11 protein-coding genes are annotated in these 14,516 nt (G+C 40.8%); all 11 read right to left on the reverse strand.

What is annotated here, in order from left to right; translation table 11 throughout:
• Positions 1 to 97 precede the first annotated feature (97 nt).
• The 11 genes from BGM26_RS09945 to bcd all read right to left on the reverse strand — a co-directional run bounded on the left by BGM26_RS09945 (position 98) and on the right by bcd (position 14,470).
• Positions 98 to 883, reverse strand: a complete 786-nt coding sequence (locus BGM26_RS09945) for a transporter substrate-binding domain-containing protein (protein WP_217040732.1) — start codon at positions 881 to 883, stop codon at positions 98 to 100.
• 253 nt (positions 884 to 1,136) lie between these two features.
• Positions 1,137 to 1,574, reverse strand: coding sequence for a BrxA/BrxB family bacilliredoxin (locus BGM26_RS09950; RefSeq protein ID WP_217039669.1), 438 nt, complete (start codon positions 1,572 to 1,574; stop codon positions 1,137 to 1,139).
• Between the two features lie 257 nt (positions 1,575 to 1,831).
• A complete protein-coding gene (gene meaB / locus BGM26_RS09955) occupies positions 1,832 to 2,950 on the reverse strand; it encodes a methylmalonyl Co-A mutase-associated GTPase MeaB (RefSeq protein ID WP_217039670.1) in 1,119 nt (372 codons plus the stop codon).
• Positions 2,951 to 5,143 (reverse strand): methylmalonyl-CoA mutase, encoded by a 2,193-nt coding sequence (scpA, locus tag BGM26_RS09960; protein ID WP_217039671.1) that lies wholly within the window; start codon positions 5,141 to 5,143, stop codon positions 2,951 to 2,953. It abuts the gene before it with no gap.
• The gene (locus BGM26_RS09965; RefSeq protein WP_217039672.1) at positions 5,127 to 6,992 is read right to left on the reverse strand and encodes a methylmalonyl-CoA mutase family protein; all 1,866 of its coding nucleotides are present in this window, start codon (positions 6,990 to 6,992) and stop codon (positions 5,127 to 5,129) included. Before BGM26_RS09965 ends, scpA begins: the two co-directional genes overlap by 17 nt.
• 284 nt (positions 6,993 to 7,276) lie before the next feature.
• Positions 7,277 to 8,608 carry a dihydrolipoamide acetyltransferase family protein gene (locus BGM26_RS09970; RefSeq protein ID WP_217039673.1) on the reverse strand — a complete coding sequence of 444 codons (1,332 nt, stop codon included), beginning with the start codon at positions 8,606 to 8,608 and terminating at the stop codon, positions 7,277 to 7,279.
• A gap of 24 nt (positions 8,609 to 8,632) precedes the next feature.
• Positions 8,633 to 9,616 (reverse strand): alpha-ketoacid dehydrogenase subunit beta, encoded by a 984-nt coding sequence (locus tag BGM26_RS09975; RefSeq protein ID WP_217039674.1) that lies wholly within the window; start codon positions 9,614 to 9,616, stop codon positions 8,633 to 8,635.
• Between the two features lie 15 nt (positions 9,617 to 9,631).
• Entirely contained in the window at positions 9,632 to 10,624 is a 993-nt protein-coding gene (locus tag BGM26_RS09980) for a thiamine pyrophosphate-dependent dehydrogenase E1 component subunit alpha (RefSeq protein WP_217039675.1), read from the reverse strand.
• Positions 10,625 to 10,701: 77 nt separating this feature from the next.
• Complete coding sequence (gene lpdA, locus BGM26_RS09985) at positions 10,702 to 12,120, reverse strand: dihydrolipoyl dehydrogenase (RefSeq protein WP_217039676.1); 1,419 nt, start codon at positions 12,118 to 12,120, stop codon at positions 10,702 to 10,704.
• Positions 12,121 to 12,136: 16 nt separating this feature from the next.
• Positions 12,137 to 13,246 carry a butyrate kinase gene (buk, locus tag BGM26_RS09990; protein WP_217039677.1) on the reverse strand — a complete coding sequence of 370 codons (1,110 nt, stop codon included), beginning with the start codon at positions 13,244 to 13,246 and terminating at the stop codon, positions 12,137 to 12,139.
• A 126-nt stretch (positions 13,247 to 13,372) separates the two neighbouring features.
• Positions 13,373 to 14,470 carry a branched-chain amino acid dehydrogenase gene (gene bcd, locus BGM26_RS09995; protein ID WP_217039678.1) on the reverse strand — a complete coding sequence of 366 codons (1,098 nt, stop codon included), beginning with the start codon at positions 14,468 to 14,470 and terminating at the stop codon, positions 13,373 to 13,375.
• Positions 14,471 to 14,516: the final 46 nt, after the last annotated feature.

Below are 14,516 nucleotides of genomic sequence, written 5' to 3' on the forward strand. Positions count from 1 at the left end.
GAAAACTTCCATTAGTTGGTTTGATATCTGTTAATCTGCGATAGAATCGTAAAGAGAAATACGTTCAGAAAACAAAAGTCTTCTGAACGCTTCATCATTATTTTCCTTCAAACCATTTATTAATGATTTTCTCAACCTCGCCGTTATCTAACATTTCTTTCAATACTTTATTGAACTCCTCTGTAAGTTCACTGTTCTTCGGAAATGCGATGGCATAACCGCCATCAGCATCTTCAATTGTGAAGCCCTCTAGGTCAGAATCCTTTGCTAAATATCCATTTGCAACTGTATCTTCAATAAGCGCAGCATCAAAACGTCCTGCCTTAATCTCCTGAATCAATTCTGGAATCCGATTGCGGTTTTCAACCTTCATATCTACTTCTTCTGTTAAATCCTTCGCTTTTTCTTCCTGAATGGATCCTAATTGGACTCCGACTTTTTTCCCGCTAAGTTCTTCAACTGAAGTAATCCCGCTGTCTTTTTTAGAAACAATCATATGCTTTGAAGTATAGTAGATTTCACTGAAGTCTACACTATTTTTTCTCTCATCAGTCGCAGACATAGCGGACATAACAAAATCAACCTGCCCGGATTGTAGCGCCTGAATTAAACCGCCAAAATCCATATCACGTATGTCCAAATTATAACCCAGCTTTTCTGCTACAGCTTTTGCAATATCAATATCTAGCCCGATAATATCATCGCCTTTTGCTGTATCAATGAATTCAAACGGCGAATAGTCAGCAGAAGTTCCCATTTTCAATGTTTTTTTCTCATTTGAATTATTTTCACCTGAACCATTGTTTTTATTGCTTGTACCACACGCTGCCAGTAACCCAACTATTAAAACACTTACAACAAAATATGAGAATATTCTTTTCATCAAAATATTTTCCTCCTATAATTTTTCGAATATTAGTAATTTTCATAATTACAATTATATTATTATTGATCTTCTATCAATTTTCAAGTGTTTCAGTGAAAATTAATAGTTATTCTCTAAAATGTATTTTAACACACCTTCATATTTATGCAATAAAATCATTAAATATAAAATATATTATTATAATGTTTTATTATTCCGAAAAACACAAAAAAAAATCCCGGATGTCCAAAACCGGGATTTTTCATATTCATTAAAGATCTTCGCAAAATTGTTCAAATGCATTCTGAAGCTTTTGGACGACTGCCATTGGTTCGTGGCCTTCAATTTCATGCCGTTCAATCATCGTGCAAAGCTTGCCATCTTTCAACAGTGCAAAGGATGGAGAGGATGGCGGATATCCTGTGAAATAATTACGAGCTGTTGCTGTTGCTTCTTTATCCTGGCCGGCAAATACTGTAACTAAGTGGTCAGGGCGCTTATCATAGTGTAAGGAATGAACGGCAGCAGGACGGGCGATACCGCCGGCGCAGCCGCAAACAGAATTAATCATCACAAGCGTTGTTCCTTTTTGTTCAACAGCCTTTTCGACCTCTTCCGGTGTTTTTAATTCTGAATAGCCAGCAGACACCATTTCTTGGCGTGCCTGTGTAACAATATCATTCATAAATAAATTGAAATCCATATTCATCAAATTCGCTCCCCTACAAAAATTAGAATTGCTTTACATACATCATACCAATTGTAGCGTATTAATTTCAATTAAGAGAATCGAAATGTGTCATTCAAGCGCTTGTTTCATAGTTTGGCCGATAAATTATGAAATTTGGCCGTTAAATGGAGATAATTGGCCGTTAAACCTTAAATTTTGGCTGATAAACATCAATAATTGGCTGATAAATTGAAAAATACCAGTTTTAAAAAAACTGCCAATAGGATGGCAGCTTTTTACGTAAGGTTCTTCATATATACATTGAAAAGCTCTTCAACTGCTGAGGTTACTGTACGATCCCCCGAAATGACTTCGTTTTCTATTTTCGGCAGAAGCTGCTTAACGTCTTGATGATAGAAAAAGCTGAATTGCAGCTGATCGATAATCATCGAATAAATCCATTCTTTCGTTTGTGTTCTTCGTCTGTCTTCAAAAACGCCTGAGCTCTTCGTTTTCTCCTCAAACGTTTGAATCGTTTGCCAGATTTCTGTCATCCCCTCTTGATAGAGACCTGAGCACATAAATGCCTTCGATTCCCAGCCTTTTGTGGCTGGCTGAAGGAAATGCAGGATGCGATTATATTCATGCTTTGTTTTTAATGCCAGCGTTTTGTTCGACCCATCTGCTTTATTAACGACAATCGCATCAGCCAGTTCCATGATCCCTTTTTTCATCCCTTGCAGCTCATCGCCTGCACCTGTCAATACAAGCAGCATGAAAAAGTCAACCATATCCCTGACAATAACTTCACTTTGGCCGACGCCGACGGTTTCAACAAGAATCACATCAAAACCGGCCGCTTCACAAAGGAGCATCGTTTCCCTTGTTTTTCTGTGAACACCGCCTAGCTTGCCGGCTGACGGTGAAGGTCGGATAAAGGCCTTCGGGTTTCTTGAAAGCTGCTCCATTCTCGTTTTATCGCCAAGAATGCTGCCACCGCTAATACTTGAGCTTGGATCAACAGCAAGGACCGCAACCTTTAAACCAAGATCACATAAAAAAGTACCAAATGCTTCTATAAATGTGCTTTTTCCCGCACCTGGAACACCCGTAATCCCAATTCGAAGCGCTTTGCCCGAATGGGGAAGGAGTTTTTGCAAAAGAGCCTGCGCATGTCGAAAATGATGCTCAGCGTTGCTTTCAATTAAAGTGATCGAACGGGCCAGCAAACTTCTGTTTCCCTTAAGGATTCCTTCAGACAATTCCTCTATATTTAGTTCTGATTGAGCTCTCTTTTGGAATTTCCCTTTCTTTACAAAGTTTGAAGGTCTATGATCACTTTGAACACCTTTTCGCACGATGCTTGAAAAATTCTCTGGATTTTTTTCATCAAACCATTCTGGCTTTTTATCCATTTATTGTGCCACTTCCTCATAGCCAAGCCGGCTATAAATCACTCGAATCACCTTTTGAGCTGCAACCGGAATGACTGTTCCAGGTCCAAAAATAGCAGCTGCCCCATGATCCAGTAAATATTGATAATCCTGCGCTGGGATAACCCCGCCAATAACAACGAGAATATCTTCACGTTCAAGCTTTTTAAGCTCTTCGATCAGCTGAGGAAGAAGTGTTTTATGGCCTGCTGCAAGGGAACTTATTCCAATTACATGGACATCATTTTCCACCGCTTGAATCGCCGTTTCTTCAGGAGTCTGAAATAATGGGCCGATATCAACATCGAAGCCTAAGTCGGCGAATGCCGTAGAAATCACCTTTGCTCCCCGGTCATGCCCATCTTGACCCATTTTTGCAATTAGAATCCGGGGCCTTCTGCCTTCATTTTCTAAAAATTCATCGGTCATATTCTTTACTTCCGTAATTTCTTCCTCATTTGAAAAAGCAGAACTATAAATGCCGCTAATGGACCTAATCATTGCTTTATGCCGATTTGCTACCTTTTCAATGGCATCCGATATTTCACCAAGAGTCGCTCTTTCTCTTGCTGCTTGAATAGAGAGCTTAAGCAGATTTCCTTCTCCTGTTTCAGCTGCCTTTGTGATTGCCTCAAGCGCTTTGAGCACCTTTGTCTCATCTCTTGAAGATTTTAAACGGGCAAGCTTCTCGAGTTGTTTTGAACGAACAGCAGTATTATCAATGTCTAAAATTTCAATTGGTTCTTCTTTTTCCAAACGGTATTTATTGACACCGACGATTATTTCTTTACCCGAGTCAATTTGCGCCTGCCTTCGTGCTGCTGCTTCTTCAATTTTCATCTTTGGCAAGCCCGTTTCAATCGCTTTCGCCATTCCGCCTAAATTTTCAATTTCTTCGATATGCTCCCACGCACGTTTAATTAGATGATCTGTCAAAGCCTCGACATAATAGGAGCCGCCCCAAGGATCTATGACATTCGTAATTCCGGTTTCTTCCTGAAGAAACAGCTGGGTATTCCGGGCAATTCGAGCAGAAAAATCCGTTGGCAAGGCGATGGCTTCATCCAGCGCATTCGTATGAAGAGACTGTGTGTGCCCCATTGCCGCTGCATGCGCTTCAATAAGCGTTCTCGTTACATTGTTAAAAGGATCCTGCTCTGTTAAACTCCATCCCGAAGTTTGGGAATGAGTCCTTAGTGCCATCGATTTCGAATTTTTCGGTTCAAATGTTTTCATCATTTTTGCCCAAATAAACCGAGCGGCGCGCATTTTCGCCACTTCCATGAAATAGTTCATGCCAATTGCCCAGAAGAAGGAAAGCCTCGGTGCAAAGGAATCGATATCAATTCCGGCCTTTAGACCTGTTCTCACATATTCCAATCCGTCTGCAAGTGTGTACGCTAGCTCAATATCAGCAGGTGCTCCCGCCTCCTGCAAATGATATCCTGAAATACTAATACTGTTGAATTTCGGCATGTATTTTGACGTATATTCAAATATATCAGCAATAATCTTCATCGACATTTCCGGCGGATAAATATAAGTGTTCCGAACCATGTATTCTTTTAAAATATCATTTTGGATCGTTCCTGAAAGTTTCTCCTGGCTGACTCCCTGCTCTTCAGCTGTCACAATAAAGAAAGCCATGATCGGCAGGACGGCCCCGTTCATCGTCATTGAAACAGACATTTGGTCAAGTGGAATGCCATCAAATAGGGTTTTCATGTCCAGTATGGAGTCAATTGCCACTCCTGCTTTTCCAACATCACCGACAACTCTTGGATGATCAGAATCATAGCCCCGATGTGTCGCCAAATCAAAAGCAACCGATAAGCCTTTTTGCCCCATTGCTAAATTTCGGCGGTAAAAAGCGTTGCTTTCTTCTGCCGTTGAAAAGCCGGCATATTGACGTACTGTCCATGGCCTGTTTACATACATCGTTGGATAAGGTCCTCGTGTATAAGGGGGGAGACCTGGTTTATCGTCTAGATGCTGAAAATTTTTAAGATCCTCTTCCGTATAAAGCGGCTTTACTTGTATCTGCTCGTTTGTTTCAAAAAGGAGATCCTCAATCGACTCGTTTAATTCTTCTTCCGTTTTCTTTCTCCATTCTTCCTTTGACAGCTGCACGCCATCGAAAAGGGCGATCTTTTTGAAATCAGGCTTCTTGGTCATCACTTGCCACCCCCATCTCATTCAGCAGAGAAGTTAGAATTTCATAACAATTACTTCGAATATGAATGAAATCTTTTATACCTGCCTGCTTCAAAGTTTGCTGATTGCTCTCTTCAGGAAGGCCAGCTAAAAATACGGTAACATTCGGCTGCTTTTCTTTAATCAGACGAATAATAGCCACTGCGAGTTCATCATATTGCTTATTTGTTCCGCAAATAAAGTAATGCTTTAGATTTGTCTTTTCAATAAAATCCAGTACCATTTCCGGGTTAGAAATGTCCTGACTTTTTACGGCCTGGATTCCACCAGGGGCAAGAAAGCCGGTCATAAAATCAGCTCTCGCTTTATGCTCCTTTAATTCCCCTAAACAAATAAGTCCAGCCCTCGGCTCTCTTCCAGACTGCCTGATTTTTTCCGCTGCCCGCCGCAAGCGTTCAAATGGCTCAGATAAACGCAATTGCGGGATTCTCTTACTTTCCACTTTGATTATGCTATTTATGTTTTCCCCCTCACTCTGAAGGGGCTGCTCATTTATATTGGCAAAAATATTTGTGCCAATTATGCTTTGTTTTCTTTGAAAAATATCTTTGCTTCTTTTCTTTAATACGTCTGCAATCTGATCTTGAATCCAGCCGGACTTTAATACTTCAGCCATTCCTCCTTTTTCTTCAATCTGAAGGAAGAATGCCCATGCTTTCTCGGCTAATTCATTTGTTAAATGCTCCACATACCAGGACCCGCCAGCTGGATCTGCTACCTTCTGCATATGGGCTTCTTCCTTTAGAATCAGCTGTGTATTGCGGGCGATTCTGTCGGAAAATGGAGCAGACTTTCCTTCCGGTTCATTAAATGGACTTACATGCAGGAACTGTATGCCGCCAAGGACAGCTGCAAAAGCCTCATTTCCTGCCCTCAATAAATTGACATAGGGATCATAAGAGGTTTTAGTAAAAGACGACGTTTCAGCTGAAATGACCATTTTTCGATCCTCTGCTTTTGCCCCGTATGCTTCGGTTACTTTATCCCAAAGGAATCTTGCCGCCCGGAGCTTGGCAATTTCCATAAAGAAATTTGCACCGATCGAAAATTTAAAAACCATTTTTGTTAGAATTTTTTCGAGGCTGACTGATCGCTCAATCAACTGTTGTAAATGGCAGACTCCCGTCGATAAAGCAATTGCCAGCTCCTGCACGGCATTTGCCCCGCCTTTATGGTAAACACAAGTGTCAATTAAAATAGTCCGCAGCTCTGGCATATTGCTATCTGCTGATTTAATCACTTTGACCCATTCATCATAACCCTCATCGAATGATTGTACTGAGCCACTGACAGCGGCTGCAGCTAATGGATCCATTCCGATATAGCCTGAAATTTTTTTACTGTTAGGTAGCTGTGACAACTTGGAGAGAATAAGCGCTTGGTGCAGATTTGTTTCTATACTAAAAGGATATTTAGCATAGATATCCTCGACAACTTTTTCAAAATCATTCATATTCATTTTATCTGTATCAAGCGAAATTGCAGTCTGACCTTTTTCAAAAGATGAAAGCAGTGTTCTTTTTAAACTTTCGTCGTCTTCAGCCTCCAGCTTTTGCGCGATTTTCCATTCGCCTGTAAGATATCCTAGTGAGTTGGCACCCCTTCTATAATCAGAATGCCCCGGATATTGGGATACCTCCTGAACTTTAAAATCCTCCTGTGAATAAAGCGGTTTTAATTGAATATTTTCATACGTATTTTTTGATAATGAATCAATGGACTTTCCTTTTAACGTTTCTTCTGCTTTTTGCTTCCAAGCTTCTAGGGTTTGTCGCTCAAACGTTTCTTCAAACATCTTATTTATTGTCATAATAACTGTCTAATCTAGACAGCTTCCCCTCCCTTCATTTTATCCTATGACGCAGCTAATTAATGCAGGAAAGTCAGTTCCATTTCTGTTCATGATCAAAGGATACCGCAATTGTACCAAAATTCAAAATTATCATTTCATAACTATTTTAATATACATATTAAAATCTAGCAATTAGTATGAAGGATTGATTATGCTTAATTTGTGAGAAAAACAAAGCTGAAGTTGAAGGATTTATTAAAAAACCGCTGCAAAGAATTTGCAGCGGTTTTAGTGAATCGATATTAATAAACAGATGTCGTTTCTTTCGATGTGTTTTCAAGAATTTCTTTAATACGCTGTAAGAATCGTCCGCAAACGAGACCGTCCAATACGCGATGGTCAAGGGACATACATAGGTTGACCATATCGCGGACAGCGATCATTCCGTTGTTCATGACAACAGGACGTTTTACAATTGATTCAACCTGTAAAATGGCTGCTTGCGGGTAATTAATAATTCCCATTGATTGAATGGACCCGAATGAACCCGTGTTATTTACAGTGAAAGTTCCACCTTGCATTTCTGCTGATGTCAATTTCCCACTGCGAACTTTCGCTGCAAGCTCATTGATTTCACGCGCAATACCTTTGATCGTTTTTTCATCAGCATGTTTAATAACTGGAACAAACAAGGCATCTTCTGTCGCAACAGCAATTGAGATATTAATGTCTTTCTTTTGAATAATTTTGTCGCCAGCCCACATAGAGTTTATTTGCGGGAACTCCTTAAGCGCCTGTGCAACAGCTTTTACAAAGAAAGCAAAGAACGTAATGTTGAAGCCTTCTGTTTTCTTGAATTCGCCTTTAATCGAATTACGGTAATCAACAAGATTGGTTACATCCATTTCCATCATTGTCCAAGCATGCGGAGCTTCATGCTTACTGCGCAGCATGTTCGTAGCAATTGCTTTACGAACGCCAGATACAGGAATTTCAATGTCACCAGGTAATACAGGTACATTTGGAGCTGGAGCTGCCGGTTTTGTTGGTGCTGGAGCTGTCGCTTTTGCAACAGGAGCTGCTTGTACAGGAGTCGCTTTAGCTGCCTCCACATTCGCACCTGCTTTTGGAATGTTTCCAGACTCAATGATCTTTGTTAAGTCTTTACGTGTTATACGGCCGCCTGCACCTGTTCCTGACACTTGACTTAGGTCAATGCCATGCTCTTGTGAAAGCTTTAACACTGCAGGAGAGTAGCGAACTTTGCTACCGCCTTCTCCTACAGGTGCTGAAGTAGCCGCTGAAGTTTGGACCGGTGCATTGCTAGTTGTTGGTGCTGTTGGAGCTTCTGATTGAGAAGCTGGTGCTGTTGCCGGCTCCATTGCACTTCCGCCTTCAGTTTCAATCGTAAGGATGACTGCTCCTACTTCGTAAGTTTCGCCTTCCTCAGCGATTAACTCTTTAATAACTCCAGTAAATGAAGATGGCACCTCTGCATTTACTTTATCTGTCATTACTTCTGCAAGTGGATCATATTTATTAACTTTATCGCCAACGGAAACGAGCCATTTACTGATCGTACCTTCCGTTACACTTTCACCTAATTGAGGCATTTTAATTTGTTCAATTGCCAATGGGTTTACCTCCTTCAACGACTATTAATATTCAGCAAGCTCTCGCATTGCTTTTTCTACTTTATCTGGGTTTACCATGAAATATTTTTCCATTGTTGGAGCATATGGCATGGCCGGTACATCTGGGCCTGCAAGGCGCATAATTGGTGCGTCCAGTTCAAATAGGCAATTTTCAGCAATAATAGCTGAAACTTCGCCCATAATGCTTCCTTCTTTGTTGTCCTCTGTTAACAGTAGAACTTTACCTGTTTTGGAAGCAGCTTCAATAATTGCTTCTTTATCAAGAGGGTAAACTGTTCTTAAATCGAGAATGTGAGCAGAGATACCATCCTTGGCTAATTTTTCTGCTGCCTGGAGAGCGAAATGGACACATAATCCGTAAGTGATAACGGTAATATCCTCACCTTCTCGCTTCACATCTGCTTTACCGATTGGCAATACATAATCATCATCAGGAACTTCGCCTTTGATTAAACGATAAGCACGTTTATGCTCAAAGAAAAGGACAGGATCTTCATCACGGATGGCAGCTTTTAATAAACCTTTTACATCATATGGAGTAGAAGGCATTACAATTTTTAGACCAGGCTGATTTGCAAAAATAGCTTCAACAGACTGGGAATGGTATAATGCACCATGCACGCCCCCGCCATAAGGAGCACGGACTACGATCGGACAACTCCAATCATTGTTCGTACGGTAACGAATTCTTGCTGCTTCAGAAATAATTTGGTTTACTGCCGGCATAATGAAATCGGCAAACTGCATTTCAGCGATCGGGCGCATTCCATACATTGCAGCTCCGATCCCAACCCCTGCAATTGCTGATTCAGCAAGTGGCGCATCGATGACACGATCTTCGCCAAATTGATCATATAATCCTTGGGTTGCTTTAAATACCCCACCTTTTAATCCTACGTCCTCACCTAGAATAAAAACTTTTGGATCTCTTTCCATTTCTTCGCGGATCGCCATTGTTACCGCATCAATATAAGAAATTACAGCCATGTTTGTTCCCCCTTACTATTCAGCATATACATATTTCAGTGCATGTTCCGGTTCAGCATACGGTGCATTTTCTGCGTAATCCGTTGCTTCATTCACAATGCTCATAATTCGATCGTTAATTTCTTTCTCTTTTGCATCATCCAAAACACCCGTTTCTTTTAGATAAGCAGTAAAAGTAAGAATCGGATCTTTCGCCTTCATTTCTTCTACTTCACCTGGCGCACGGTAAGCGCGGTCATCATCATCTGAAGAGTGTGGCGTTAATCGGTAACAAATCGTTTCAACTAGTGTTGGACCCTCTCCACGACGTCCTCTGTCTGCCGCTTCTTTAACGACTTTATAAACTTCTAGTGGATCAGTTCCGTCCACAGTAAATCCAGGCATACCATAGCCAATTGCGCGATCTGAAACATTTTCACACGCTAATTGTTTTTCGATTGGAACAGAGATCGCATACTTGTTATTTTCACACATAAAGATAACAGGAAGTTTATGAACCCCTGCAAAGTTGGCACCTTCGTGGAAATCACCTTGGTTGGAAGATCCTTCACCAAACGTAACGAATGTAACTAAGTCTTTTCCTTCCATTCTGCCTGCAAGTGCGACACCAACGGCATGTGGAACTTGTGTGGTAACAGGAGATGAACCCGTTACAATCCGATTTTTCTTTTGACCGAAGTGACCAGGCATTTGGCGTCCACCAGAGTTTGGATCATCGGCTTTTGCAAATGCAGAAAGCATTAACTCTTTTGCAGTCATCCCAAATGTCATAACAACTCCCATATCACGATAGTATGGAAGAATATAATCTTTCTCGCGATCTAAAGCGAATGCAGCACCAACCTGTGCAGCCTCTTGACCTTGACATGAAATAACAAACGGAATTTTACCAGCACGGTTTAAAAGCCACATGCGTTCGTCAACGCGGCGCGCTAAAAGCATGGTTTCGTACATTTCCAATACTTTTTCATCGCTTAAACCTAAATCTTTATGACGATTTTTAACCATTTTGTAACCTCCTAAAAAAAATATGTAAGGAGAGCTGACAAGCTCTCAAAAGTTTTTTATCCTAGTTCAGTTTCACTTTATCCGTGAATCGCTTTACCATCAACAGCTAATGCTGCTTCGCCAATTGCTTCCGATAATGTAGGGTGTGGATGAATCGTATTTGCGATTTCCCAAGGTGTTGCATCTAGAACGCGAGCAAGGCCAGCTTCGGAAATCATATCTGTTACATGCGGACCAATCATATGAACGCCGAGAATATCATTCGTGTCCTCATCTGCAATTATTTTCACAAAGCCATCAGATTCACCGAAAACAAGGGCTTTTCCAATCGCACGGAAAGAAAACTTACCTGTTTTCACTTTAAACCCTTTTTCTTTTGCTTCATCCTCCGTATACCCTACACTTGCAACTTCAGGTGCACTGTAAATACATTTTGAAACAAGGCTATAATCGATTGCTGCCGGATTTTCCCCTGCAATATGTTCAACAGCGACAATACCTTCATGTGAAGCTACGTGTGCAAGCTGAAGTCCGCCAATCACATCACCAATTGCGTAGATATGAGACTCCTTCGTTTGGAAAAATTCATTTGTTTGAATAAAGCCTTTTTCTACTTGAATATCCGTATTCTCAAGGCCAATTCCTTCAGTATTTGCTTGGCGGCCTACAGAAACAAGAAGCTTTTCAGCTTTAAATTCTTTCTGCTCACCTTTTACTTCTGCAGAAATGGTAACCCCTTCTCCTTTTTGAAGCGTTTCCGGAAGTACCTTCGCACTCGTAACGATTTTCACGCCTTTTTTCTTCATTAGGCGCTGCATTTCCTTAGATACTTCTTTATCTTCTGTAGGAATAATTCGGTCAGCATATTCAATCACAGTTACTTCTGCACCGAAGTCAGAAAGCATAGAAGCCCACTCGATTCCAATGACTCCTCCGCCAACAATGATAATCGAATTCGGAACTTCTTCCATTGCTAATGCCTCATCCGAAGTCATCACTTGATCGCCAATTTCTAGGCCGGGTAATGTTCGTGGACGTGATCCTGTTGCAACAATAACGTTTTTCGGAATAAGCATTGCATTTTCTTCGCCATTGTTCATTTCCACTGAAATCGTCCCAGGCATTGGGGAGAAAATCGATGGACCTAAAATGCGGCCAAGCCCTTCAAATACATCAATTTTACCTTGCTTCATTAAATGCTGAACACCTTTATGAAGCTGGTCAATAATTTTATTTTTTCTGTCTTGAACTTTTCCAAAGTTGACCGTTACGTCACTTGTCATAATCCCAAAATCTTCACTGCGTTTTGTCGTAGCATAAACTTCGGCACTTCTGAGCAGTGCTTTACTTGGTATACAACCGTTATGTAAGCATGTCCCGCCAAGCTTACCTTTTTCCACTAAAGCTGTTTTCAAGCCCAGTTGTGAAGCACGGATAGCTGCAACATATCCGCCAGTGCCGCCACCAAGGATGACTAAATCGTATTCTTCTGCCACTTTTATTTCCTCCTAATCAATGAACTGCTGTTTGTTTCGTTGCAGTTCCAGGATATTCCTTTTCGGTTTCTTCTCCGCATAATACCCGAAGCGCACCTTCTGCTAAAGCTTGTAATTCATTTTCGCCAGGTTGAACAATGACATCAGCAATCCAATTAATGCGGTCACTGATTTCTTTGACGAATTCTTTCCCGTATGCAAGTCCGCCAGTTATAACGATGGCATCAACTTTACCTGCAAGAACCGCACTTGCGGAACCAATTTCTTTAGCTACTTGATATGCCATTGCCGAATAGACAAGTTCTGCTTCTTTATCGCCGTTCTCAATCATTTTCTCAACTTTTACAGCATCATTCGTTCCTAAATAACCGACAAGCCCGCCCTGACCGACAAGCTTCTTCATAATTTCTTCACGATAATAGCTGCCGGAATAACATAAAGAAACTAGATCACCTACTGGAACAGTACCTGCGCGTTCAGGACTAAAAGGGCCGTCCCCATGCAAACCATTATTAACGTCTACAACTCTGCCTTTATGATGAGCACCGACAGTGATTCCACCGCCCATATGGGTAATAATTAAGTTTAGCTCTTCATACTTTTTCCCTAATTCCTTTGCAACTCTTCGCGCTACAGCTTTTTGATTTAAGGCATGGAAGATGCTTTTTCTTTCAATCAAGGAAAAGCCAGAAACACGTGCAATTGGGTCTAACTCGTCAACTACGACTGGGTCAACGATAAAAGATGGAATATTTAATGCGGTTGCTATTTCATATGCTAAAATACCGCCAAGATTAGACGCATGCTGCCCTGCAAAGCCTTCACGTAGATCTTTAAGCATAGTATCGTTCACAGCATATGTTCCGCCTTCAATCGGTCTTAACAATCCGCCACGTCCGCAAACAGCACTCAATTTAGAAATATTAATGCCTTCCTTATCCAATGTTTCAAGGATGACATTTTTACGAAATTCATACTGCTCTATAATGTTTTCAAATGAATTAATGACATCTGCATCATGGCGTAATGTTTTTTCAAAAATAGATATTTCATTATCGAAAACTCCAATTTTCGTTGAAGTAGAACCTGGGTTGATGACGAGAATCCGATGGTTTTGTTCTTGCACTGTCAAACCTCCATTAAAAAGCGGTTCTGCCCATCGGAATGCAAGGATTTCTCGGTTGCAGTATCCGATAGGCTGCGATTTTACCGCTTTATTTTTTCTAAGTGAGTTAAGAACTTTCCTCTTTCCTTATTTACGACGGCTTAAAATGTGATGGCCGTTTTGTAAAAACTGGCTGCGGGAATTTTTCATTCTTTCAATACGCTCTTCGGCTAAACGATCTGCTGCTTTATATGTTGGAATCCCATCACGTTTTGAGATTTCAATTACTTTTTCAATATTATTGTAAAGTCCTTCAACTTTTTTCATTGCACGCTCTGCATTATATCCATAAAGCTCGTCAGCAACGTTGATAACTCCACCAGCATTGATTACATAGTCTGGAGCATAAACGATGCCCATTTCATGAATAATATCACCATGACGTTCTTCTTTTAATTGATTATTAGCAGAACCAGCAATTACTTTCGCTTTGAATAGAGGAATTGTTTCATCGTTAATTGTTGCGCCTAGTGCACATGGTGCATAAATATCACAATCAACTCCGTAAATTTCATTTGGCTCAACTGCTTTTGCACCAAAGTCGTTAACCGCACGTTGAACTGCTTCTTTGTTAATATCAGTAACGATTAATTTGGCACCTTCTTCATGTAAATGTTTACATAAGTTGTATGCTACGTTACCAACACCTTGGACTGCTACTACTTTACCTTCTAATGAATCAGTGCCAAATGCTTCTTTCGCAGCTGCTTTCATCCCTACATAACAACCGTAAGCTGTTACCGGAGATGGGTTTCCTGAAGAACCGAATGCAGGAGAAATCCCTGTAACATAGTCAGTTTCTTCGTGGATTAGATCCATGTCAGCAACTGTAGTACCTACGTCTTCAGCTGTGATGTAACGTCCGTTTAAACCTTGGATATAACGACCGAACGCGCGGAACATCTCTTCGTTTTTATCTTTGCGAGGATCACCGATAATAACGGTTTTCCCTCCACCTAGATTTAGACCAGCTGCAGCATTTTTGTAAGTCATCCCTTTTGCAAGGCGTAATGCATCCTCAATTGCTTCTTCTTCAGAAGCATATGTCCACATACGAGTACCGCCTAATGCAGGTCCTAATGTCGTATCGTGAATAGCAATAATTGCTTTTAAACCTGATTGTTTATCCTGACAAAATACTACCTGCTCGTAATCATACTTTTCTAGATATTTGAAAATTTCCATTTTATAATTCCTCCTCGAGTTTGTGTGTTTTATTCTATTTGGCTTT

Source organism: Bacillus sp. FJAT-29790 (genome assembly GCF_019039215.1).
Classification (GTDB): domain Bacteria; phylum Bacillota; class Bacilli; order Bacillales; family Cytobacillaceae; genus Cytobacillus.